The following is a 21264-nucleotide window of genomic DNA, read 5'->3' as shown; positions in this document are numbered from 1 at the left end:
TTAAAAAAAAAGAACTTCCATAAATCTGGGAGTTCCATTTTTTTATCAAATATCAACATTAAACTTTAACAAAGCCTTTTTAATAGTGAAATTGAAACCATTTGAGTTAGTGAAACGACTAATATTTACAGTTAAGGGGGGGACGGGGAAATCGGGCAATCAAGCTGTTATAAAGAGTAATTAGGACATTTCGTTGTAGGTGCGGTATTTTTTATGAATGTAGAAAATGGATTTGAATATTTCACTCATCCCTAATGGAATGCCTATTCAGTAGTCCAATTCACCTGAAAGAGAATAGCAATAAAAAGAGCTGCTAAAAAAAGTAGATCTTTTGTCATGGTTCAGGGAATAGGTATATAATAGAGAGTATACGAGTATAGTAGTGATGAAGAAATAAAAGGGGGCTTGATGAATGATCAGAGTGTCCAGGACAAAGAAAGTCATGTTACTTGGTTTAGCAATCATCCTCATAATAGTAGCCAACCGGATTTCCAGTGTACAACACCTGACCGCAAGAATCGCCGCCAACCTGTATGTTAGCCTTAAGTATCAGGATCTTGACCTCGAATACCAAAACGTCGAATTCTCACCTCAGTTTGGAGATTATTCTGTAGCGTATAAGGACAAGGATGGAAGAGTCTATGGTTTCATGGTTACCCCTAAGTCAATGCCCGTCATCATACTTCACGATCCTCTTAATGAGTCACCATAATCAAATCTGAAAGAGTAATCTTCTTATCTATCTAAATCTCTCTTCTATGTAAAATAAAACATTAAATGAATTAAAGTATGCACATAAAGGTCAGAATGGGCTGAATCAAATCTTGAGATTATTAGGACCCGTCTCCTATAAAGAGGCTGGTCTTTTTATCATGGGAAGAAAATACACCCCAGGTCTTAGAAGCATTTACTTCTACGGCTTCTGTTTGCATGATGGCGATTTTTTTATACTTAAGGTATTCGTTCATATAGGAGTGACCTTGATGGAAGAAATCATGGCAAATTATTCCGCTGAGTGGGGGATATGGGGTGTATTGCTTTCTTTATTTATTGAAGGAAGTGCTTTCCCTTTTGTGGGCACTTTTTTTATCGTAACAATGGGATTTATTCTAGAATTAACGTGGATGGAGATAGGAGTCATTTCTCTATTAGGAAGCTTTCTTTATACAGCTGGGAGCTATATTCCTTATTTTATCAGCTTTAAATTAGGTGAGAGGCTTGAGGCAAAGCTCAACCCCGAAAAACGGAAGAAGCTAAAAGAAGCTAAGGAAAAGTTCAGCCGCTACGGAATCTGGAGCGTAGCGATTGCAAGTCCCCTTCATTTAGGAAACGTCATTCCCTTCATGGCCGGCATGGCAAAAATGAATCTGAAAGTGTATTCTCTCCTTACTATGCTGGGGATTGCTCCGTCTACCTTTTTATTCTTAAGTATAGGCAAGTTCTATGAGGGTGATAGAGAAGTAATCCTCGGGATGGTGGAAGAATACCAACTGCTGGTCCTGACGGGGTTTGTGCTGGTCACTGTTTTATATTTTCTTTTTAAAAGGAAGAGAGAAAAGGGAGTAGGAGGATGAGCAGGAAAGATTTGAAGACTGGAAAGTTTACGGCAAGTTACTCAAAACTTCAACACTAAAACCCTCTACACAGATTAAATCTACGTAAAATCATCCTGTTCCTCATTGCTTACCCCCCTTCTTTCCTATAAACTAGACCTATTCAAAAAATAGCACGTGTGGAGAGATTGTATGGAAGCAAAAATGATAAGAAGATATGACATTATGGAGGTCAGCTTGCTGGCGGGTAAGATCATGCTGCAAAGTGGTGCAGAGACGTATCGCGTCGAGGATACGATGATGCGTATCGCAGCTTCTTATGGGATATCAGAATCTCACAGTTATGTGACGCCTACCGGGATCATCTTTTCGATTGAAACGTCTGAACCGACGAAAACGAAGCTGATTCGAATCAACGAGCGGTCTACTGATCTTGAAAAAGTAACACTCGTGAATAGTATTTCAAGGCAAATAAGCAAGGGGCATCTTACCCTTGAAGAAGCCTACAATGCCCTGGAGAAACTGGATCAATCAGATTTATCATACTCCTTTGTGATTCAGGTATTGGCAGCTTCGATTGCCAGTGGCTGCTTTCTCATCATGTTCCAGGGAATGTGGATGGACTTCATTCCGGCACTGATCACGGGCGGAGTCGGATTTACGAGCCTGATTTATTTTCATCGCCTCGTTCCGATCAAATTCTTTGCTGAGTTTCTTGCTTCCTTTATTATCGGAATGCTGTCGTATGGATTCGTCCAGCTTGGAGTCGGACAGGAACTGGATAAGATAATCATTGGATCTGTGATGCCCCTTGTTCCTGGTCTTCTCATTACGAATGCGGTTCGGGATTTGATGGCAGGTCATTTGGTGTCTGGTTTATCGAAGGGAGCAGAAGCCTTTTTAACGGCGTTTGCCATCGGGACGGGAATTGCCGTAGTTTTTACTCTGACATAGGGTGCATTTGATTAGTATCAAGAATAAAGATTGAGGTGAAAAGGGAATGCTCATCATCGAACAATTAGTGACAAGCTTCATATCCGCTGCTGCATTCGGGATTATCTTCAACGCTCCAAAGCAGTCCCTTTTCAAATGCGGAATTGTTGGAATGTTAGGCTGGATCATCTACATAGGAATGAGTTTAAATGACGCGGATGCGGTGCTTGCGACGTTACTTGCATCCTTTGTCGTTGCTGTGATCAGTCAGGTATTTGCGAAAATGTATAGAACCCCGGTCATCATCTTCTCTGTAGCCGGAATTATCCCTCTTGTACCTGGAGGGCTGGCGTACGATGCCATGAGAAACTTCGTGCAGAACGATTACAATGCTGCCATCAACCTTGCGGCAAAAGCCTTCATGATCTCAGGCTCCATCGCCATCGGACTCATCTTCTCGGAAGTCATCAACCAAGTCATCCGAAACGCACGGCTGAATGTAAGTGCAAGACGAATGAGATAGGGACGGACCTTACTTTTGTGGGGTCTTTTTTTATTGCTTCAGCAGAGCATAGAAACGAAACAAAGTTGGACGAAATGATCAAACTGCAGACTCCGTGCACATGTAACATTTTCTCCCTCCCAACGTCTAATCAACAAATAGAACATAGAGGAGGGTCAAAGTATGAGTAAGAAATCTTATCTGCTCATTATTGCCGGTATTGTGTTGCTGGTGGCACTTGGAACGTTTGTGTATAGTCAAAGACCTGTTGTGAAGGCCGAGGGGAAGATGGAGGGCGACCTTCTCGTGATGGAGAATAACTCATGGAATCTGCAATTTTCAACAGCCCTGAATAAGGAAACGGTGACGCCCCAGAACATTTATGTAGAAGACTCCAATGGAGAGAGGATCAATGTCTCCATGAAGTTGGATGAAAATCGAAAGACCCTGCAGATTCAAGCACCGCCAGAAGGATATCCTTCTGATCCACACAAGTATACACTTCATATTTCTCCTAAAGTGAAAACCAAATGGGGTTTTTCTTATGATGGAGATACAGAAATACCCTTTTCTGTCACCTCTAAACTACCCAGTATTCAATCCAAGGAAGAACTAACGAACTATTTTAAACAAATTTTAAAGAAAAATAAGGAAGATACGGAGTTTTCTCTGTTCGGTAGAGAAGGGAATATGGAATCCAAATCATCAGAAGATAGTGCAGCTGGAGAATCGCCTCAATCGGAATCCAATTTTTCTGAAACGAATAATCAGGTTCAAGGAGTTGACGAGGGGGATATAGTGAAGACTGATGGAAGCTATATTTACCAATTAACAGACCGTAGACTGCTAATTACAAAGGCAAATCCTGTGAAAGAAATGAAAGTGGTATCCACTACCAGCTATAAAGAAAATATGCAGCCGCAACATCTGTTTTTACAGAAGGATAAGCTGCTCGTCATCGGGAATAGCTGGTCGCATGCAAATTTTCAAGAGAATAAACAAGAATCAATTGCTTCCACTATGCCTGTAGACGGGTCGACCGTTGCGCTTCTGTATGATATTTCGGACAAAGCAAAACCATCTCTTCTCAGGCATGTTGAGCTTGAAGGTCAATATGTAACGTCGAGGAAGGTTGATTCCACTGTATATTTGATTTCAAATCTGTATCCAAACTACTGGATGCTTGAACAAGGGGGAAATCCTGATCTGAGACCCCGGGTGAAAGATAGTTTAACAGGTAATGAAACGACACCACTTCCAATAGAAGATATTAAGTATTTTCCACAGTCCCATTCCCCCAACTATACCTTACTGACGGGAATGGATATGGAAGATCCCAAGGCTTCTCTAAGCGTTCAATCCTATCTTGGAAGCGGTGATAAAGTGTATATGTCTAAAAACAACCTTTATGTGGCTGTGGAAAAATACAATGAAGATGCTATGAAAAGTTGGACCTCTTCAAACACGGAGATTTATAAATTTTCCGTAAGTAATGGAAAGGTTGAATATGCTTCCTCAGGTCAGGTAGAAGGAAGGGCGTTAAATCAATTTTCCATGGATGAACATAAAGGTTACTTTCGGATTGGAACGACAAAAGGGGAGGTGTGGAACAGTGATTCCCCTTCAACCAATGCTCTCTATATATTGGATGAGAACATGAAGAATGTTGGGGAAGTAACGGATTTAGCCAGGGGAGAACAAATCTATTCTGTCAGGTTTATGGGGGATAAGGCATATATGGTGACCTTTAAACAAGTCGATCCCCTTTTTGTCATCGATACCGCAGATCCGAAAGCTCCAAAGGTTCTGGGGGAGCTGAAGATTCCAGGTTTCAGCACCTATCTTCACCCCATTGACGAACATCACCTCATCGGGTTTGGGTTTGATACAAAAGTGGTGAATGATAATAAAACAAACAATGAGGAACCCAGAATCATTCGACAAGGAATGAAGATTTCATTATTCGATATTACAGATTTTCAGCATCCAAAGGAAACGGACACTGAAATAATAGGTGGGCAGGGTACTCACTCTTATTTGTTGGACGATCACAAAGCACTGCTTCATGAACCTTCACGAAATCTATATGGCTTTCCCATTTCTGTTTATCATGAAAAAGAGGGAAGCCGGCATGAACTGGATTTTGACTATCAAGGCGCACTCCTGTATGAAATCACACCTGAAAAAGGAATCGTTTTAAAGTCTCAGCTCACAGAAGAAGAAAACAAAGAATATTACGAACAGTGGGAAGACCAGATTCAAAGACTCCTATATATTGATGATCAGCTTTATACAGTATCACATAATAGAGTGACTGCTTACTCATTAGATGATTTTAAAAAAGAAAACGCAATTGATCTCCCATGATGAAAACCCTTAAGGTGCTTTGCCTTAAGGGTTTTCTATTACTTAAGACTCCCCGATGAATCATTTAGACTATCTTTTTTTGTCAGGTTTTGAAAAAAAATCTGTGGGTAGATAAGTATTAGCATTATACAATTTCCATAATAGAAGGGAGAACATCGAATGAACAATGATATAACGCAAGAATGGTACGGGTACTTAGGGAAGCTTCCTGATCTGTTATTGGCTTTATTGGTGTTATTAATCGGCTGGATCATTGCAAAGGCTGTTGAAAAAGCCGTTTACGGAATTTTAAAACGGGTGAAGATCGATGACAATCTTTATTTTGGCAGCAGGAACGGAGAACGGAAATGGACATCGGAGAAAGTCATTAGTAAAATTGTGTACTTTATTCTGCTTGTGTTCGTGTTTATTGCCTTCTTCAATATGCTGGACTTGAACTTTATTGCTTCACCATTGGTCGGTATGTTGAGTACGATGGCAGCAGCGATTCCGAACGTATTAAAGGCGGCACTTATTCTATTATTTGCATGGATAGTTGCTTCTATACTGAAGGTATTGATAGAGAAACTGGGTACGAGACCAGCAGTTAAAAACACGCTGGTAAGATCTAAATTAGCGAAAGATGAGAACGATGTACATCGCTATGTCTATACCGGTGCTAGAATTGTATTCTATCTAGTGCTTCTCATATTCTTACCGGGAGTGTTAGCAGCTCTTAATATCACAGGGGTTTCAGGGCCATTCACGGAAATGCTCCAAAACTTCCTAGGGTTTATTCCTAAATTGTTTGCTGCAGCTATCATTCTCCTCGTTGGCTGGTTTGTAGCAAAAATTGTCCGGGATATCGTCACGAACTTTTTACAGGCGATTGGAACAGAGAGAGTCGCTGAACGATTCGGCATTGGCAAGCTCTTTCAAGGAACAACGGTTTCATCGGTCATTGGTACGATTGTATTCGTGCTCATCATGATTCCGGTTACGATTTCTGCATTAGATCAGCTGGATATTCGGGGGATTTCAGAGCCGGCGATTAACATGCTCAATCAAGTCCTGATTATGCTTCCGAATATTGCGATTGCGATTCTGCTCATCCTTGCAGGAATCTGGGTCGGCAAATGGGTTGGAGCCATGGTTGCACGATTACTGAACCGGGTAGGATTCAATTCTCTATTACGTAATATGGGGATTGGACGGATGAATACTAATAAGAATCCGTATGAACCCACTGGCTCAACTTATATGAATCTATCGGGACTTGTAGGTAGAGTTGTTCAAATCATCATTGTTTTCCTCTTTGTAGTAGAAGCATTGGAAATTGTAAGATTGGAATTCCTGGTTGCTCTGGCAACAGGCATCCTTGCGTATTTACCACATGTATTGGCAGCCATCGTCATTCTTGGGGCAGGCTTATACTTAGGTAACTTAGTGAAGAGCATCATATCCAACGTACTGAGTGATCACTTCCAAGTACTTTCGACCATCACGAAATATGCAATCATTGCCTTAAGCTTCTTTATGGCCTTGGATCAATTAAAAGTGGCTGATTCCATCGTCAATATTGCCTTCATGCTGATTCTGGGTGGACTGGCACTAGCCTTCGGTTTGGCATTTGGCCTGGGTGGGAAGGACTTTGCGCAAAAATATCTTTCTAAACTGGATCGGAAAATTGAAGAAGAAAAGAGCAGGCCAAATAATGGCGGAACGGATACACCTCCTCTCGATCAATAAGAGTAAAAACCACACGGTCCTATTAGATCGTGTGGTTTTTTGTTAAGGAATATTCAATAATTCTTACAAGAATGACCTACAGCTTCTGCATGAACACTTCCAACTACCACCCGGCATAAAAAAACGTTATGATGATACATATATATACATAATGGAAGTTTTATGTAAGAGGGGTGTTCATTTGAAAGTCATACGTTTTTTAAAGCCTTACCGTATTGCCATGGCGGTTGCCTGGAGTTTAATGCTGGTAGAGCTTGCTGTAGAACTATTAAATCCGCTGTTTATGGCACGGATTATTGATGAAGGAATTATGAATGGAGACTTAAACGTGGTGTTGAAATGGGGCTTCATTATGGTGGGGATGTCTCTTCTTGCGTTTATTTCAGGCGTGACGAATTCATTTTTCGCCGCTCATACGAGTCAGGGATTTGGCTATGATGTGCGGGAAAGCTTATATAAAAAGGTTCAGTCGTTTTCCTTTGCAAGCTTTCACAAACTCCCGACCTCATCCTTGATCACCAGGATGACAAATGACGTAAGGCAGCTGCAGAATACGATTTTCATGAGCTTGCGCATTATGCTGAGAGCCCCCCTGCTTGTTGTCGGATCAACGATCATGGCACTTATCGTGAATGTCCGTCTGGCCCTTATTTTATTTATCGTGATTCCAGTATTATGGGTGTTCTTATTATGGGTCCTGAAGCGGGGATGGAGCTTTTTTGAAAGAGTTCAATCCCGTCTGGACAAAGTAAACGAGGTCATGAAGGAAAACCTCTCCGGGATGAGGTTAATCAAGGCTTATACTCGAAGCAAGTATGAAGAAGGCCGATTTCATGGAGCAAATGAAGATTTGAAGGATCGGACTGTCCGTGCTCTTCGTTTTATGGAAATCATCATGCCACTTCTGATGCTCGTGATGAATCTGGCCCTCCTATCCGTTTTGTGGTTCGGAAGTATAGATGTTGCCTCAGGTGGGGCGAGTGTTGGAGAAGTCGTAGCGATCGTCACATATGTTACGAGAATCTCTTCCGTTTTTTCAATTTTCTCATTTATCATTACGAGCTTCTCAAGAGCAAGAGCTTCCGCCGGGAGGGTAGAAGAAGTTCTCCAGACAGAGGTAGATCTAAAAGACGGAGAAGAAGCCCAGCAGGAAAACACAGTGGTGAACGGAGAGATTGCATTCAGAGATGTGTCGTTTCAATATCCTTCAACCCTTGGGAAGGTGCTGGAAGGTGTATCGTTTAAAGTGGAGGCAGGCGAAACGGTTTCGATCCTGGGAGCAACCGGATCCGGCAAAACATCACTATTCCAGCTCATTCCCCGCCTTTATGATGCGACGGAAGGATCTGTTGAACTGGACGGTCAATGCATACGGTCCATACCTTTGAATCATGTAAGGAAAAATATTGGGTACGTGCCCCAGGAAGCGGTCCTGTTTTCCGGGTCAGTATCAGAAAACCTACAATGGGGAAAAGAAGATGCCACCAGGGAAGAGATGATCCAGGCAGCAAAGGATGCCCAAATCCATGAAACCATTATGAATCTATCCAATGGGTATGATACAGTACTAGGTCAAAAAGGTGTCAATCTTTCAGGAGGACAGAAACAGCGTCTGTCGATTGCGAGAGCACTCATTCGAAAACCCAAGATTTTATTACTGGACGATAGCACGAGTGCTTTGGATTTAAAAACAGAATCGAAATTGCTCCAAGCTCTGAAGCAATACGAATGTACGACGATGATCATTACACAAAAAATAAGTACCGCAATGGAATCTGATACAATTCTGCTTCTTGAAGATGGAGTGTTAATCGGAGAAGGGACACATACATCCCTATTAGAAGATTCCACCCTCTATCAGCGGATTTTTCAATCTCAATTCGGAGAGGAGGAAATACATCGTGTCTAGGCATGTGGGAAAGAAACTGGGGAAAAACGATAAAGCGAAAGATGCAAGAGGGACGCTGCGTCGACTATGGAACTACCTTTCCGAAATGAAAGTGATCCTGTATCTCGTCATTCTAATGGTGTTCATCAGTTCGGCAGCTTCTTTACTGGGACCTTTCCTAGTGGGAAAAGCGATTGATGAATACATTGTAACGAAAGAGACTTCCGGATTGATTGGGCTTGTTTTAGGTTTAATTGCAGTGTACATCTTCCATTCCCTATCCGTTTGGTTCCAAAATTATTGGATGATCGGTGTGGCTCAAGATACGGTCTATCGCTTGCGGAAGGACCTTTTTCATCAATTGCATCAGCTATCGATCCCTTTCTTTGATAAACGAAAGCATGGGGAGTTAATGAGCAGGGTCACAAATGATATTGATAATGTAAGTGCCACGTTGAATAGCTCGTTCATACAAATCATATCCAGTGTCCTGACGTTAGTAGGGACCGTCACGATCATGCTCTGGCTCAGTCCGTTGCTTACATTGATCACATTGACCATCGTACCACTCATGGCTCTCGGTATGAAGTGGATTACGAATCGGACAGGACGTTTGTTTAAACAATATCAACAAAATATCGGAGAGCTAAACGGCTATATTGAAGAGACGATTTCGGGGCATAGCATCATCAAAACCTTTTCCCGTGAGGATACTGCCATAAAGGATTTTGGAGAAAAAAATCAGAGATTGCGAACGGCTGCTTATTGGGCGGATACCTATTCCGGGTTTATCCCGAAGCTTATGAATGTGTTGAACAATTTAAGTTTTGCCGTCATTGCCGGAGTCGGAGGGATCTTTGCATTAAATGGCATGATAACCATCGGAGTCATTGTGATATTTGCTGAGTATGCCCGTCAGTTCACCCGTCCGTTGAATGAGCTCGCGAACCAATATAACACGTTGTTATCAGCCATTGCCGGTGCTGAGCGTGTCTTTCAAATTTTAGATGAAGAGGAAGAAGCGAAGGATGAGGCGGATGCCGTGGAAATCGATTCCGTTGAAGGGAAAGTGGAATTCCGTCATGTATCCTTTTCCTATGAAAAAGGGGATCAAACTCTTCAGGATGTATCCTTCACCATTACGCCGGGTGAGACCGTTGCATTGGTCGGACCGACAGGAGCAGGTAAAACTACGATTACCAATCTGCTCTCTCGTTTCTATAAACTGAATGAAGGAACCATTGAGATTGACGATCAGAATATACAAACCATTAAACGGAAGAGTCTTCGTCAGCAAATGGGATTTGTCCTGCAGGATAGCTTCCTGTTTCAAGGAACGATTGCAGACAATATCCGTTACGGCAGGCTCGATGCGGACGATGAAGAAGTAAGGGAAGCGGCTAAATTGGCCAATGCCCATTCCTTCATAAAGAAAATGCCTGAGGGCTACGAGACGTTATTAAGGCATGATGGCAGTGGGATCAGCCAGGGACAGAAACAACTACTATCCATTGCACGAGCGATCCTTTCAAATCCGTCCATCCTTATTCTTGATGAAGCCACGAGCAGCATCGATACGATTACAGAGCTGAAGATTCAGGAAGCCCTCAAACGATTGATGAAGGGGAGAACCAGTGTAGTGGTGGCCCACCGTCTTAACACCATCCGCCAGGCCGATCAAATACTGGTCCTTGATCAAGGAAAGATCATTGAACGGGGATCTCATGATGAGCTTTTGAAGCAAAAAGGGTTTTATCATGGGTTGTATCATAGTCAGTTGAGGGAGAGCGGTTGATGGGATGTATGAATTTTCAAAATACAAAAAAACACCTCAAAAGTCAGCACTTTTGAGGTGTTTTTGTCTTTAAGGGGCTAATCATCCCGTTAGCGATCCCTTTGGTGTTGCCTTAATCGGATAAAGACAACTCTGTAACTTGCAACATCACAAGTAATATATTTATATCTTGAACGTTGTTTGCAGATAATAAACAGCCGCGGGCAATTCCTTGAGTCGTTTGATATACCTAAACGACGTAAGCCCTACCTCTCTTACATCCTAACGGCTCCGAAGCCGATCCAGTGTGAATAAGTTGTTAAATCAAAACAGAATAGAATTACGAATTATCTTCTCTATCGTTTTAATGTATGTTACAAGATTACAATAACTAAATATAACATCAATATTAAAACGTGTCAAGGTGATTTTTGATTATAATTCAAGTGACTGCGGCGAATCCTCATCATCGTTCATTAATCGGATGCTGACGGGTTGAATTTTCAAGACGATGTATTCAGGATCCTCTGGACCTTCAAACCATCTTTTCATATGGTCATTCCATAGTTTTTCCTTATAATGAGAAGACTCTTCAATGGTGGCGCGACCTTCGATTTCGACGAAGGTATCTCCATACCCCTCTCCTTCGTAACCAAGAAGGATATGTACATTAGGATTGTCCTCAATTTCATCTGTCTTATGGGTTTCCTTGTTTGTTGGCGTATATAGAGTCAGCTCATCATGTGAGAACGTCATATAACGGGAATGGGGTTTATTATTTTTTACCGTTGCCAGTGTCCCTACTTTGCTTTCATCGAGCACTTTTAAGATTTGTTGTTTCAGTTCAGCTTGTGACACACAATCCATCTCCTTTAAAGGTTCATTTATATCCATACTATTCCTTTTATTAAGGTGAAATAAACATGGGAATGTGTATTTGGGGTGCTGGCCGGGAATAACGGAAATAATAAAGAAACAAAGGATGATGAGCGTGATACCGGAAGAATTAGTCGATATCTGTAAGAAAAGGATGGAGCCTTATCCCTGTGAGGGGTTTGTATACGGGCGCGGCCCGGAGCAACCGACGATCATGATTGTCGGGGAAGCTCCAGGTGAAACCGAGATTCATCATGGAATGCCGTTTAGTGGACGGGCAGGAAAAGTGCTGGATGAGTTCTTTCAGTATCTGGGGGTTTCAAGGGAAGACATATATTTTACCTCAACTGTCAGAAGCAGACCTTATAAAATTGTCCCTAAGAAAGTAGGGGACCATGAGATCGTGGAGAAGAAGTATAACAGGGCACCGAATCGTAAAGAACAGCTGGCACATGCCCCGATCCTGGATTATGAGCTGCAGCATATTAAGCCAAAACAGCTTGTAACCTTGGGGAATATCGGGTTACAAAGACTATTGGGGAATAAGTACACGATATCACAAATGCATGGACGGCTGATTCATGCTAAAGTCAGGCGGTTAAAAGATCTTGATTCAAATGAATGGATCATGAGCGATGATAGCTACTCCATTTTTCCGACCTTTCATCCTGCATCGATTTTCTACAATCGCTCTTTAGAAAAAGAAATATACAAAGACCTGGATAAGTTGAAAGAAATACTGGGGGAAATCTATTAAAAAGGAGGCTGACATTTCTGGTGTGTCAGCCTCAAACTTTACGCTAATTCTTGTTTAAATTCTCCTGAGCCATTCTCACAAGTTCCTTCACCATGTTACCGCCAATCCTTCCGCCAACTTTTCCCGCTTGCTCAGACGTTAACTTTCCATTATATCCTCGTTGAAGAGGAATACCTTGTTCCTTGGCGATCTCATATTTCGCTTCTTTGGGATCTTGTGTACCCGAAACTTTCGCTTTTAATTGATCCATCGCAGCCCGGGATTCAGGTACAAGAAGTTTTCTTCTCGACATATTATCACCCCTTTTTTAGATTGCCCAAATATTTTTTTATGAGTATAGAGTCTTGTCATATAAGGGTTTTCCCACGTTTAAGAAATTTTCGTCACAAAAAAAGATTGTCTAATTTGTGTCAAATAAAATATAATTCTTAATAGTTAGAACATTTTTACAAAGAAAAGGGGGAAATGCCGTGGAAGAACTAGTTGGCAAGTTGGTAGGAATACTTTGGTCTCCGGTCATGATTTACTTCTGTTTGGGTGTAGGGTTATTATTTTCTATTTTAACGAAGTTTTTACAAGTCCGGTTGATTAAAGATATGGTGGTTCAAATGTTTAAGGGTGGTAGCTCCAAAGCTGGTGTGTCTTCCTTCCAGGCGTTGGCGCTGTCGTTATCAGGACGTGTCGGGACGGGTAACATCGCCGGTACTGCAACGGCCATCGCTTTTGGTGGTCCAGGGGCGGTATTCTGGATGTGGACGATTGCATTTATCGGTGCAAGCAGTGCCTTCATCGAATCCACACTTGCTCAAATTTACAAAGTGAAGCAGGATGGGGAATACCGTGGAGGACCAGCCTATTATATTGAAAAAGGGATTGGCTGGAAATGGTATGCCGTGCTATTCTCACTTGCTACATTGCTTGCAATGAGTATTTTAATGCCTGGAATTCAATCAAATTCCATTGCATTAGGGCTTGAAAATGCATTTGGTCTTAGTACAACAGTAACTGGTATTGGTCTTGTCGTGTTAATCGGAGTCATCATTTTTGGTGGGGTCAAACGTATCGCTGGAGTAGCTTCTTACGTAGTCCCATTTATGGCGATTGCCTATATTCTTCTATCTCTTATCATTGTAGGAATGAATATCACTGAAATCCCGGCAGTTTTTGCTCTTATCTTCAAGAGTGCATTCGGCTTTGATTCAGCATTCGGTGGAATCATCGGGATGGCCGTGTCTTGGGGAGTGAAACGTGGAATCTACTCCAACGAAGCAGGTCAAGGTACAGGACCACATGCTGCAGCGGCAGCTGAAGTGTCCCACCCTGCTAAACAAGGGCTGGTTCAAGCGTTCTCCGTTTACATCGATACTCTTCTGGTTTGTTCGGCTACAGCATTCATGATCTTGTTTACTGGATCCTTCAACACAGAAGCTCCTGATGGAACAATGCTTGCGAACAATTTAGAAGGAATCGAAGCGGGACCTGGTTATACACAGGCAGCGATTGAATCAGTCATCCCTGGATTCGGAGCATCATTTGTCGCGATCGCATTATTCTTCTTTGCTTTTACAACTATTATGGCTTACTACTACATGGCGGAAACGAATGTTGCCTACCTGATGAGAGGGAAGAATTCAAAAGTGGCGATGACCATCTTAAAGTTTGTTCTGCTTGCTGCTACATTCTACGGAGCAGTAAGAGAAGCCGCTTTAGCATGGGCGTTAGGTGATATCGGTCTTGGAATCATGGTATGGCTGAATTTAATCGCCATCCTTATCCTTGCCAAACCTGCTTTAAAAGCACTCAAGGATTACGAACAGCAGAAGAAGCAAGGTCTTGATCCAGTCTTTAACTCTACAAAGCTCGGCATCAAAAATGCAGAATTCTGGGAGCAGGAATATAAAGTAGAAGACAAGGAAAATGCATCTTAACCCATAAAAAGAACCTGTTGCCTAACTGGGCAGCAGGTTTTTTCGGTTAATACAGACCTTGTTGTTTAGAAGCAGGTCTTTCATTTTTCGAATAAAGCCGGTCACCGATAAACTTCTGAAACGCATACATTAGTAATGATTTAACAAAGAACAGAAGTGATAGCTGATACTGCTTTAGGCGGATTAGCTTCCACACACCGAGTTTTTTGAAAAGGGAGTAGAAAGGGTATGTAAAGAACGTATCGACAAGGAAATTGACCAATACATAAAGATAAATGTTTTTATAGGTGAATTTAAGAATCCAAACAGAACCGCTCAAAAAAACCCCAATCACAAAAGGCATAATGCCATTCACATTCGGGAAAAGCCTGGTAGTGATGGTCCACAAGTTCACTCTTACTGCGAAAACATTTTCTGAATAAACGAGGAATGACATAAACATAGAGGCAGGTAAATACTTTTTTAAGCTCTCTTTTCCTGCTAGTAAGAGGAATACCCAAGAAACGAGCATCAGAATGAGTATATAAAGTTTGTTTTTTTTATGACTCACGGTGAATCCCTCCTAAAAGGATGACGAGATATCTTACTCCTAGATTGGTTTAATGAAAATAGATTTATACGGATAACAGAAAATATTTAATTCCTATCGGTTTAGTAAACAATATCTTTGAGTTAGACATGTGAATTGATTATGATGAATAGAAGAAGTAAAACGTGATATTTATCAGGAGGAGCTGTTTTAATGGACTTATATGAACCGTATATACAGAATGATCGCCAAAGGAATTTGGTTGATTTAGCTGGTGAGCTTGCTGATGTGTTTTCTGAACGAGGGGAAGCGTATGACAGGGAAGATGAATTTCCTTATGAGAATTTCAACGACCTGAAGAAAAAGGGATATGGAACATTATCTCTTCCTAAAGAGTACGGCGGGGAAGAAATCAGCCTATATGAGCTGGTGATGATTCAAGAAAGGCTTGCTACTGGGGACGCGGCAACGGCTTTGTCCATTGGCTGGCATCTCGGGGGATTGATGGAATTGACGGAAACCCGGACGTGGGATGAAGGAGTGTTCAAAGAACTTTGTGAAGAGGTTGTAGCAAACAATGCTCTAATTAACAGGGCAGCATCGGAACCGGCAACGGGAAGCCCCACTCGTGGAGGACTTCCCGAAACCAAAGCAGTGAAAACGGAAGAGGGATGGAAAGTAAGCGGCAGGAAATCCTTTACTTCTATGGCGAGAATCCTGAACTATTCTTTAGTATCAGCAACAATCGGAGACACGGAAGAGAAAGGATTCTTCTTGGTGAATCATGACCTGGAAGGAGTAAGCATCGAAGAAACGTGGGAAACGATTTCCATGAAAGGAACGGGCAGTGATGATCTCGTTCTCACGGATGTTCATCTCCCGTCTTCTGCCTTGGTCGAACGTGATAGTGTAAATCCGAGAGGAAAGAATGATCTTCCTAAAGCATGGCTCCTGCACATACCTGCATGCTATATAGGTGTTGCGATCGCCGCACGCAACTATGCCATCCAATTTGCAAAGGACTATTCACCAAACAGTCTGCCGGGACCCATCAAGGATGTACCTGAAGTTCAACGGAAAATTGGTGAAATAGAATTGGAACTATTCAAGGCCAGGCAAATTCTCTATTCAGTAGCCGATAAGTGGGTGAGTGAGCCTGAAAAACGGATACACATGGGGTCAGAGCTTGCTTCTGTAAAACATATCGTGACGAACAGCGCCTTTCACATTGTAGACATCGCCATGAGAATTGTTGGAGCAAAAAGTCTTTTCCGCTCGAACCCGATGCAACGTTATTATCGTGATGTAAGGGCTGGTCTTCACAATCCGCCGATGGATGATATGGTGATAGCAATGCTAGCGAATAACGCTTTGAAATAAGATTTCACTAGTAAAGGTATAGACACGATTTGTCTATACCTTTACTAGTGTCTATGGGTGTAACGTTTTCTCCAGGACGGTTTGATGCTGGGCTTCTAACACATGTATTTCACTGAGCTCCTCTAAAAGGTCGTGAATGGATAGTAATTCGTACAGCATGACCGTTTCACAGGAAAAGTGATGCTTCATGGACTGAAAGGGTTTTGTATGTAGTCCTTCATGATCGTCCCAGAATTCCTCGAGTAAATCTTTCATTAGAGTAAAATGTTGTTCAGGTATGTGAAACGATGGATGATGCATGATGCCTTTCAATGATTGGGTCGCATGTAAGATACGATCTTTCTCTTCCTCACTGAATGAATACTGAACAGGTAAGTAAATTAGGTTCCCAATATGAAAAAGGATCTGCCTTAAGAGGTTAAGTTTTTTGTACTCATAATGGAAATAACGCAATTCCTCACGACTGGAGCGGTGAAGCTTCCATTCTTCCTTTTGATATTCGCATAGGGTGTCCGTAGATTCTATGTCTCTCAAAATATCATTGAAGATCAATTTTGTATCCCGGTGAAGAGAGTGATTCTGAAGAACTTCAGAGCCTCTTTTTTCTAATAAATTGCCCGTTTTGAAATAGAGATTATGAATCTTGGCCGTAATCGTTTTCGAGTATTTTGGTGGAAGGATCCACAAGTTCACTAATGTAGACACAATCAGCCCGATGGTGGTCGTGCCCAGGCGAATGAAAAAGGTAGCTACATAGTGATCGTGTATGGTGGGGATCATGGCAATCCCAGTTAACGTAGCGACCAGGATGCCTGCCCCTAAATGAAGCTTGTGGCAGGTAATGATTGTGAGCAGCGCGACCAACGCATAAGTGATGGGGTGATCCCCGAACGTGGAAGCAATGATTACCGCAAATAGTGCTCCTATCGCTGAAGCGGGAAAACGAATGAATGCTTTCTTGATTGAATTTGCGGCTGTGGGCTCGATGGTGACTATGGCTGTAATGACGGCAAAGGTCGCTGGCCAATTTAAAAGCTCACACACAAGAGCCGTTAAAAAAACGGCAATACCGGTTTTGGCTATTCTGCCTCCGACAAATTGAAATTTTTTCAGAAAATCCATAATTTAACCCTCTTTTTTAAATTACTGTCGCCTTCATTATAAAGTAAGAAAAACCCAATTGAAATGAATGGACAAAAAAAGAACTGTTCGGGGAACAGTTCTTTTTTATATGATAACTCATCTGAGAGGTAAAGGACGTAACATAATCTTGATTGATTTAGGCATCTTGTGTTCACTCTGAGCCTCTTTTAAATACTTGAACATTTGTTTGCCTGCAACAGAGTTGGCGGAATGAATCGTGATGCGTTCTGCAAATAGCTGCTTTTCTACCATATAGTGTACGAGCATTAATCCATTACGGGTCTTGCTTTCTAAGTCATGATCCAATGAAAGATGAGCGATAGAAAAATTCAGAAGCAGGTCAATACATTCATCGATGTCTTTCGCGAGAATGTACCCTTGAGGACAGTGGCGGTAATCGTCTAAAAATACATTTACTGTCATATTAATTCTTCTTTCGTCATTTGACTTAATTTAAGCCTAACAGACATTGACAAATACTTATATAGGTCAATAGTATGATAATTACAAATATAATTGTATTTTTTTTGTTGGATTATGGAGGTTAATCTTTATGGAATTCTAAACGATAGAGGGAAATGACTATTTTTTGGAAAAGCTTTTATCCACCTTTCATCTTTAAATTACTTCTAAAGGTAAAGAAATTACGTTTAGATGATAAAAACAATTGCTTTTAGGAGTAAAATGTATTACTTTATAAAGTAAGGAGGGGATATTTACCATGAAAGAGAATTTAAGGTTGAATGTTTCATTGCTGCGGCGACGTGTACCCAATTTAACATCAGCTGCCAAAACAGTAGGGTTAAGACCTGCAACGGTATCCAATCTATGTACCGGCAAGATTTCTGTAGGACGTGCCGAAGTGAAAACGATAGTTACATTAGCAAATCTGGCTAACTGCACGCTGGATGAATTAATTATTCAAGGAGGGAAATTAACTATGATTGAAACGGGAATCAAACCACTCGATTTGTTTGCGCCGATTGTCCAAGGTGGAACGAATGGGTTCGTGGCGAGAGCACAGGTTGGTCAATTTGTTGTTTTAGCGGAAATGACAAAAGTGCTGAAAGAAAAAGGATATCAATCGATCTTATTGACGCCGGATAAAACCTATCCTGGTTTGAGTGATCTAGAAGGGTTTGTTGATGTGAAATGCAACTCGGTTGATGAAGCCTTTGCAGAAGTCAGCCTTATTGAGGATAAAGGCAGAATTCTCCTGTATGTTGACCGTTCCTATATTGTGTCAGGGGAATTATATGAATTGAGAGAGCGATTCGAAGGAGAGAGCTATCCGGAAATCACTACTGTTTTATTTGATCCAACCGGTGAAGCAGTGGATGAAGAGGACCCGTTCGGTCCACTCGATACTTTATGTTACTTCGATATTGATCTCTCTACCCGGGGGGTGTACCCGGCCATCCACCCAGTGCAGTCTACATCGATTTTACTTGAAGACGACGCCCTGGATTCAAGCCACACGACTATTCAAAAGAAAGCCAAGAAGCTGCTAAGACGCTACAAAGAAATTCGTGTCCTCATGAATACAATCGGTAAAGATAAAATACCTGAAGCGGATCTCGATCTATTTCATATAGGAGAACGACTGGAAGCCTACTTGAGCCAGCCATTCTACGTGGCAGAAGAATTCACCAAAATAAAAGGGCAAACCGTCGGAATCCAACAGACCATCCAAGACATTCAACAAATACTCCAAGGACAATACAACCACCTAGAACCAAAAGAACTCACCTACAAAGGTAAACTGATTTAGAATTTCACATAGGGACGGACTTCGACAGCAACGTTCGAGGTCCGTCCCTTTTCCGTTACTTTTTTCTTAATTTTGTGGGAGATGAAAGAGGAATTACGAGAATTTTGTCGTATGTGTAAAGTAATGACTATTTATAATGGGAGACAATTCGATGATTATCGAGAAATTATTATTACATGTATTGATTATATTGGCTCCTGTTCTCATTCAAACTTCACTCCTTGAAAACCATAGGCTCGGAAAATCACCTGTTTTCATAGGTGTATTACATGGGATTGCCGCGTTTATGTGTTTAATATTCGCTTATGAAAGTTTCGGGTTGTATTGGGATTTCCGCTATATACCATTGGTTCTTTCAATGCTGTATGGAGGGAGAAAAGCCGGGATCATTGTTCTTATATTCATTTTAACCGCAAGAATCATCAACGGCGGTGATGCCATCATTTTCGGATTTGTAAGTGCATTTCTTGCGGGAACCCTTCCGTTCCTGATTTCAAATCGGTTCTGGACATTTCCACCAAAGAAACGGGTAACATTTGCCGTGTTACTTGGATTTTGGCCAGCGTTAGTGATGCTTGGGATTCTTCTTTCATTTGCATTCATTGCAGGAGTTCCAGTTTCAGGTAATAAAGAAATGGGGGTCTACGTCCTGATATTTGGGGGCATCCAGGTGTTGGGGGTCGGTGTAGCTGCACAACTCAATGAGTGGATGATCGAAAAGCGTTTGCTCCGTGAAGAGATTCTGAAATCTGAGAAACTTAATACACTGGGAGAGCTTGCTGCTTCCATTGCTCATGAAGTACGTAATCCTCTCACAGTCGTCAAGGGATTTCTTCAATTAATGAAGAAGCAAGTTACGGGGACTCACGAGGAATATTTAAAAATCGTATTGGGCGAGTTAGGAAGGGCAGAGGAAATCATTAATGATTATTTGAATTTTGCCAAGCCAGAGTTCGAAAAAATTGAGAAAATCAATGTGAAAGAGGTCCTCTCGGATGTTACCGTGCTTCTTAATGCGTATGCTCTTAAAGAGGGGGTTTACCTTGAAGCGAACCTCAAAGAAGATGGATTTCTATTGACAGACCGAAATAAGTTGAAGCAAGCCTTCGTCAATATCATCAAGAATGCCATTGAAGCGACTCCTTCTCAAGGAAATGTAAGCGTGAATTTAGAAATCACCCATACACAAGCCATCGTCACGGTAGAAGACACAGGCAAAGGGATGACTAAAGATCAAATCGCACGACTTGGGACATTGTTTTTTACAACAAAGGTCCAAGGTACTGGATTAGGTACTTCGGTGTCCTTGCGCATCATTGAAGCCATGGGTGGTCATATCCATTATTCAAGCATTGTTAATAAAGGAACAGTCGTCACAATCGATCTTCCGTTGAATAAAGATAAGGTTGTAAAATTTGATTCCAATCTCCCCAATACATATATGAACAACCAAAACGCTTAGGAATCACTAAGTGTTTTTTTATGGACAACAAGACAAAATAAAAACTCAATCAACTCCATTTCCCGTACATACGTTCCATGATAGGATAGAAGATATGAATAATAAATCCAAGCGTACAGGCGACAATCACCGTTCCGACACCAACCGCTCCATGAAACACCATGGCTAACGTAATGGCAATCGCCTCGTTCAATAAACGGGAATTTCGTAAATTTAAGCCGAACCGTCTATGAATCGCCACCATAAATGTATCCATGGGGCTTGAAGGCAGCTTGGCTTGAAGATAAATGGAGATTCCGATGCCGAGTAGCAATATACCTGTCAGCACAAGAGACAATTGTTGAATAAATCCGACCGGTTGAAGCGTTTCAAGACCGATCGTGATCCAATAATCAACCATCATCCCGATGACGAAGATGGAGAGAGCAGCTAACCATTGGATGGCCTCCTTTAATAAAAGAGCGTTTATACAGATGAGGATACATCCATTGATGAAGATGCATGTCCCGATTGAAAGGTTGAACAGAGTAGATTCACCAACGGCCAGTGCATCCCATGGAGCCGCCCCCAAATCCCCTTTAATAATAAGAGAAACACCTAATGACAATGCTAGTAATCCTATACAATAAAAAATGAATCGTGCCTTCATTCCCCGAATCCTCCGTTCGAAAAA

At 41.7% G+C, this 21264-nt stretch carries 20 protein-coding genes; 13 read left to right on the top strand and 7 right to left on the bottom strand.

The window, feature by feature from the left end; translation table 11 throughout:
* Positions 1 to 412 precede the first annotated feature (412 nt).
* The gene (locus RSX31_RS14025; RefSeq protein WP_148995079.1) at positions 413 to 712 is read left to right on the top strand and encodes a hypothetical protein; all 300 of its coding nucleotides are present in this window, start codon (positions 413 to 415) and stop codon (positions 710 to 712) included.
* Between the two features lie 121 nt (positions 713 to 833).
* On the opposite strand, the gene RSX31_RS14020 is transcribed toward RSX31_RS14025, so the two are convergent.
* Positions 834 to 968: a hypothetical protein gene (locus tag RSX31_RS14020; protein WP_315634936.1), complete on the bottom strand. Its 135-nt coding sequence runs from the start codon at positions 966 to 968 to the stop codon at positions 834 to 836.
* 15 nt (positions 969 to 983) lie between these two features.
* Between RSX31_RS14020 and RSX31_RS14015 the strand changes: the two genes are divergently transcribed.
* The 7 genes from RSX31_RS14015 to RSX31_RS13985 all read left to right on the top strand — a co-directional run bounded on the left by RSX31_RS14015 (position 984) and on the right by RSX31_RS13985 (position 10766).
* Positions 984 to 1574: a DedA family protein gene (locus RSX31_RS14015; protein ID WP_315634935.1), complete on the top strand. Its 591-nt coding sequence runs from the start codon at positions 984 to 986 to the stop codon at positions 1572 to 1574.
* Between the two features lie 171 nt (positions 1575 to 1745).
* Positions 1746 to 2507 (top strand): threonine/serine exporter family protein, encoded by a 762-nt coding sequence (locus tag RSX31_RS14010; protein ID WP_148967249.1) that lies wholly within the window; start codon positions 1746 to 1748, stop codon positions 2505 to 2507.
* Between the two features lie 46 nt (positions 2508 to 2553).
* Positions 2554 to 3009, top strand: coding sequence for a threonine/serine exporter family protein (locus tag RSX31_RS14005; protein ID WP_044339076.1), 456 nt, complete (start codon positions 2554 to 2556; stop codon positions 3007 to 3009).
* 162 nt (positions 3010 to 3171) lie between these two features.
* A complete protein-coding gene (locus RSX31_RS14000) occupies positions 3172 to 5355 on the top strand; it encodes a beta-propeller domain-containing protein (RefSeq protein ID WP_148995077.1) in 2184 nt (727 codons plus the stop codon).
* Between the two features lie 159 nt (positions 5356 to 5514).
* Positions 5515 to 7083: a mechanosensitive ion channel gene (locus RSX31_RS13995; protein ID WP_315634934.1), complete on the top strand. Its 1569-nt coding sequence runs from the start codon at positions 5515 to 5517 to the stop codon at positions 7081 to 7083.
* A gap of 220 nt (positions 7084 to 7303) precedes the next feature.
* Positions 7304 to 8992 carry an ABC transporter ATP-binding protein gene (locus RSX31_RS13990; protein ID WP_315634954.1) on the top strand — a complete coding sequence of 563 codons (1689 nt, stop codon included), beginning with the start codon at positions 7304 to 7306 and terminating at the stop codon, positions 8990 to 8992.
* The gene (locus RSX31_RS13985; RefSeq protein WP_315634933.1) at positions 8985 to 10766 is read left to right on the top strand and encodes an ABC transporter ATP-binding protein; all 1782 of its coding nucleotides are present in this window, start codon (positions 8985 to 8987) and stop codon (positions 10764 to 10766) included. Before RSX31_RS13990 ends, RSX31_RS13985 begins: the two co-directional genes overlap by 8 nt.
* 414 nt (positions 10767 to 11180) lie before the next feature.
* On the opposite strand, the gene RSX31_RS13980 is transcribed toward RSX31_RS13985, so the two are convergent.
* Complete coding sequence (locus RSX31_RS13980) at positions 11181 to 11603, bottom strand: pyridoxamine 5'-phosphate oxidase family protein (protein ID WP_315634932.1); 423 nt, start codon at positions 11601 to 11603, stop codon at positions 11181 to 11183.
* Positions 11604 to 11730: 127 nt separating this feature from the next.
* On the opposite strand from RSX31_RS13980, the gene RSX31_RS13975 reads away from it, so the two are divergent.
* Positions 11731 to 12378: a uracil-DNA glycosylase gene (locus tag RSX31_RS13975; RefSeq protein WP_315634931.1), complete on the top strand. Its 648-nt coding sequence runs from the start codon at positions 11731 to 11733 to the stop codon at positions 12376 to 12378.
* A gap of 43 nt (positions 12379 to 12421) precedes the next feature.
* On the opposite strand, the gene RSX31_RS13970 is transcribed toward RSX31_RS13975, so the two are convergent.
* Positions 12422 to 12670 carry an alpha/beta-type small acid-soluble spore protein gene (locus RSX31_RS13970; protein ID WP_148967255.1) on the bottom strand — a complete coding sequence of 83 codons (249 nt, stop codon included), beginning with the start codon at positions 12668 to 12670 and terminating at the stop codon, positions 12422 to 12424.
* 226 nt (positions 12671 to 12896) lie between these two features.
* Between RSX31_RS13970 and RSX31_RS13965 the strand changes: the two genes are divergently transcribed.
* Complete coding sequence (locus RSX31_RS13965; protein ID WP_315634953.1) at positions 12897 to 14306, top strand: alanine/glycine:cation symporter family protein; 1410 nt, start codon at positions 12897 to 12899, stop codon at positions 14304 to 14306.
* Between the two features lie 46 nt (positions 14307 to 14352).
* Here RSX31_RS13965 and RSX31_RS13960 read toward each other — a convergent pair whose 3' ends face one another.
* The gene (locus RSX31_RS13960; RefSeq protein ID WP_315634930.1) at positions 14353 to 14856 is read right to left on the bottom strand and encodes a hypothetical protein; all 504 of its coding nucleotides are present in this window, start codon (positions 14854 to 14856) and stop codon (positions 14353 to 14355) included.
* Positions 14857 to 15048: 192 nt separating this feature from the next.
* On the opposite strand from RSX31_RS13960, the gene RSX31_RS13955 reads away from it, so the two are divergent.
* On the top strand, positions 15049 to 16215 hold the full coding sequence (locus RSX31_RS13955; protein WP_148995073.1) for an acyl-CoA dehydrogenase family protein: 1167 nt from the start codon (positions 15049 to 15051) through the stop codon (positions 16213 to 16215).
* Between the two features lie 51 nt (positions 16216 to 16266).
* Here the strand turns inward: RSX31_RS13955 and RSX31_RS13950 are convergent, their stop codons facing one another.
* Both RSX31_RS13950 and RSX31_RS13945 read right to left on the bottom strand, forming a co-directional pair.
* On the bottom strand, positions 16267 to 17337 hold the full coding sequence (locus RSX31_RS13950; RefSeq protein ID WP_148995072.1) for an aromatic acid exporter family protein: 1071 nt from the start codon (positions 17335 to 17337) through the stop codon (positions 16267 to 16269).
* A gap of 117 nt (positions 17338 to 17454) precedes the next feature.
* Positions 17455 to 17781, bottom strand: a complete 327-nt coding sequence (locus RSX31_RS13945) for a cyclic-phosphate processing receiver domain-containing protein (protein WP_148995071.1) — start codon at positions 17779 to 17781, stop codon at positions 17455 to 17457.
* A gap of 298 nt (positions 17782 to 18079) precedes the next feature.
* On the opposite strand from RSX31_RS13945, the gene RSX31_RS13940 reads away from it, so the two are divergent.
* Entirely contained in the window at positions 18080 to 19129 is a 1050-nt protein-coding gene (locus tag RSX31_RS13940) for an ATP synthase beta subunit C-terminal domain-containing protein (protein ID WP_315634929.1), read from the top strand.
* A gap of 205 nt (positions 19130 to 19334) precedes the next feature.
* Positions 19335 to 20591 carry an ATP-binding protein gene (locus RSX31_RS13935; RefSeq protein ID WP_397548097.1) on the top strand — a complete coding sequence of 419 codons (1257 nt, stop codon included), beginning with the start codon at positions 19335 to 19337 and terminating at the stop codon, positions 20589 to 20591.
* A gap of 49 nt (positions 20592 to 20640) precedes the next feature.
* Here the strand turns inward: RSX31_RS13935 and RSX31_RS13930 are convergent, their stop codons facing one another.
* Positions 20641 to 21240, bottom strand: a complete 600-nt coding sequence (locus RSX31_RS13930) for a YczE/YyaS/YitT family protein (RefSeq protein WP_148967261.1) — start codon at positions 21238 to 21240, stop codon at positions 20641 to 20643.
* Positions 21241 to 21264: the final 24 nt, after the last annotated feature.

The sequence above is a fragment of the Rossellomorea yichunensis genome (assembly GCF_032337515.1).
GTDB lineage: Bacteria > Bacillota > Bacilli > Bacillales > Bacillaceae_B > Rossellomorea > Rossellomorea yichunensis.
Note: the sequence above shows the minus strand (reverse complement) of the source record. Positions and strands in the feature narration are given on the sequence as shown.

Excerpts from the sequence above, each read along its gene's own strand:
- RSX31_RS14000 (WP_148995077.1), top strand. The coding sequence starts at position 3,172 with ATGAGTAAGAAATCTTATCTGCTCATTATTGCCGGTATTGTGTTGCTG.
- RSX31_RS13940 (WP_315634929.1), top strand. The coding sequence starts at position 18,080 with ATGAAAGAGAATTTAAGGTTGAATGTTTCATTGCTGCGGCGACGTGTA.
- RSX31_RS13975 (WP_315634931.1), top strand. The coding sequence starts at position 11,731 with ATGAGCGTGATACCGGAAGAATTAGTCGATATCTGTAAGAAAAGGATG.
- RSX31_RS14020 (WP_315634936.1), bottom strand. The coding sequence starts at position 968 with ATGAACGAATACCTTAAGTATAAAAAAATCGCCATCATGCAAACAGAA.
- RSX31_RS13970 (WP_148967255.1), bottom strand. The coding sequence starts at position 12,670 with ATGTCGAGAAGAAAACTTCTTGTACCTGAATCCCGGGCTGCGATGGAT.
- RSX31_RS13995 (WP_315634934.1), top strand. The coding sequence starts at position 5,515 with ATGAACAATGATATAACGCAAGAATGGTACGGGTACTTAGGGAAGCTT.
- RSX31_RS14015 (WP_315634935.1), top strand. The coding sequence starts at position 984 with ATGGAAGAAATCATGGCAAATTATTCCGCTGAGTGGGGGATATGGGGT.
- RSX31_RS13950 (WP_148995072.1), bottom strand. The coding sequence starts at position 17,337 with ATGGATTTTCTGAAAAAATTTCAATTTGTCGGAGGCAGAATAGCCAAA.
- RSX31_RS14005 (WP_044339076.1), top strand. The coding sequence starts at position 2,554 with ATGCTCATCATCGAACAATTAGTGACAAGCTTCATATCCGCTGCTGCA.
- RSX31_RS13990 (WP_315634954.1), top strand. The coding sequence starts at position 7,304 with ATGGCGGTTGCCTGGAGTTTAATGCTGGTAGAGCTTGCTGTAGAACTA.
- RSX31_RS13945 (WP_148995071.1), bottom strand. The coding sequence starts at position 17,781 with ATGACAGTAAATGTATTTTTAGACGATTACCGCCACTGTCCTCAAGGG.
- RSX31_RS14025 (WP_148995079.1), top strand. The coding sequence starts at position 413 with ATGATCAGAGTGTCCAGGACAAAGAAAGTCATGTTACTTGGTTTAGCA.
- RSX31_RS14010 (WP_148967249.1), top strand. The coding sequence starts at position 1,746 with ATGGAAGCAAAAATGATAAGAAGATATGACATTATGGAGGTCAGCTTG.
- RSX31_RS13965 (WP_315634953.1), top strand. The coding sequence starts at position 12,897 with ATGATTTACTTCTGTTTGGGTGTAGGGTTATTATTTTCTATTTTAACG.
- RSX31_RS13930 (WP_148967261.1), bottom strand. The coding sequence starts at position 21,240 with ATGAAGGCACGATTCATTTTTTATTGTATAGGATTACTAGCATTGTCA.
- RSX31_RS13955 (WP_148995073.1), top strand. The coding sequence starts at position 15,049 with ATGGACTTATATGAACCGTATATACAGAATGATCGCCAAAGGAATTTG.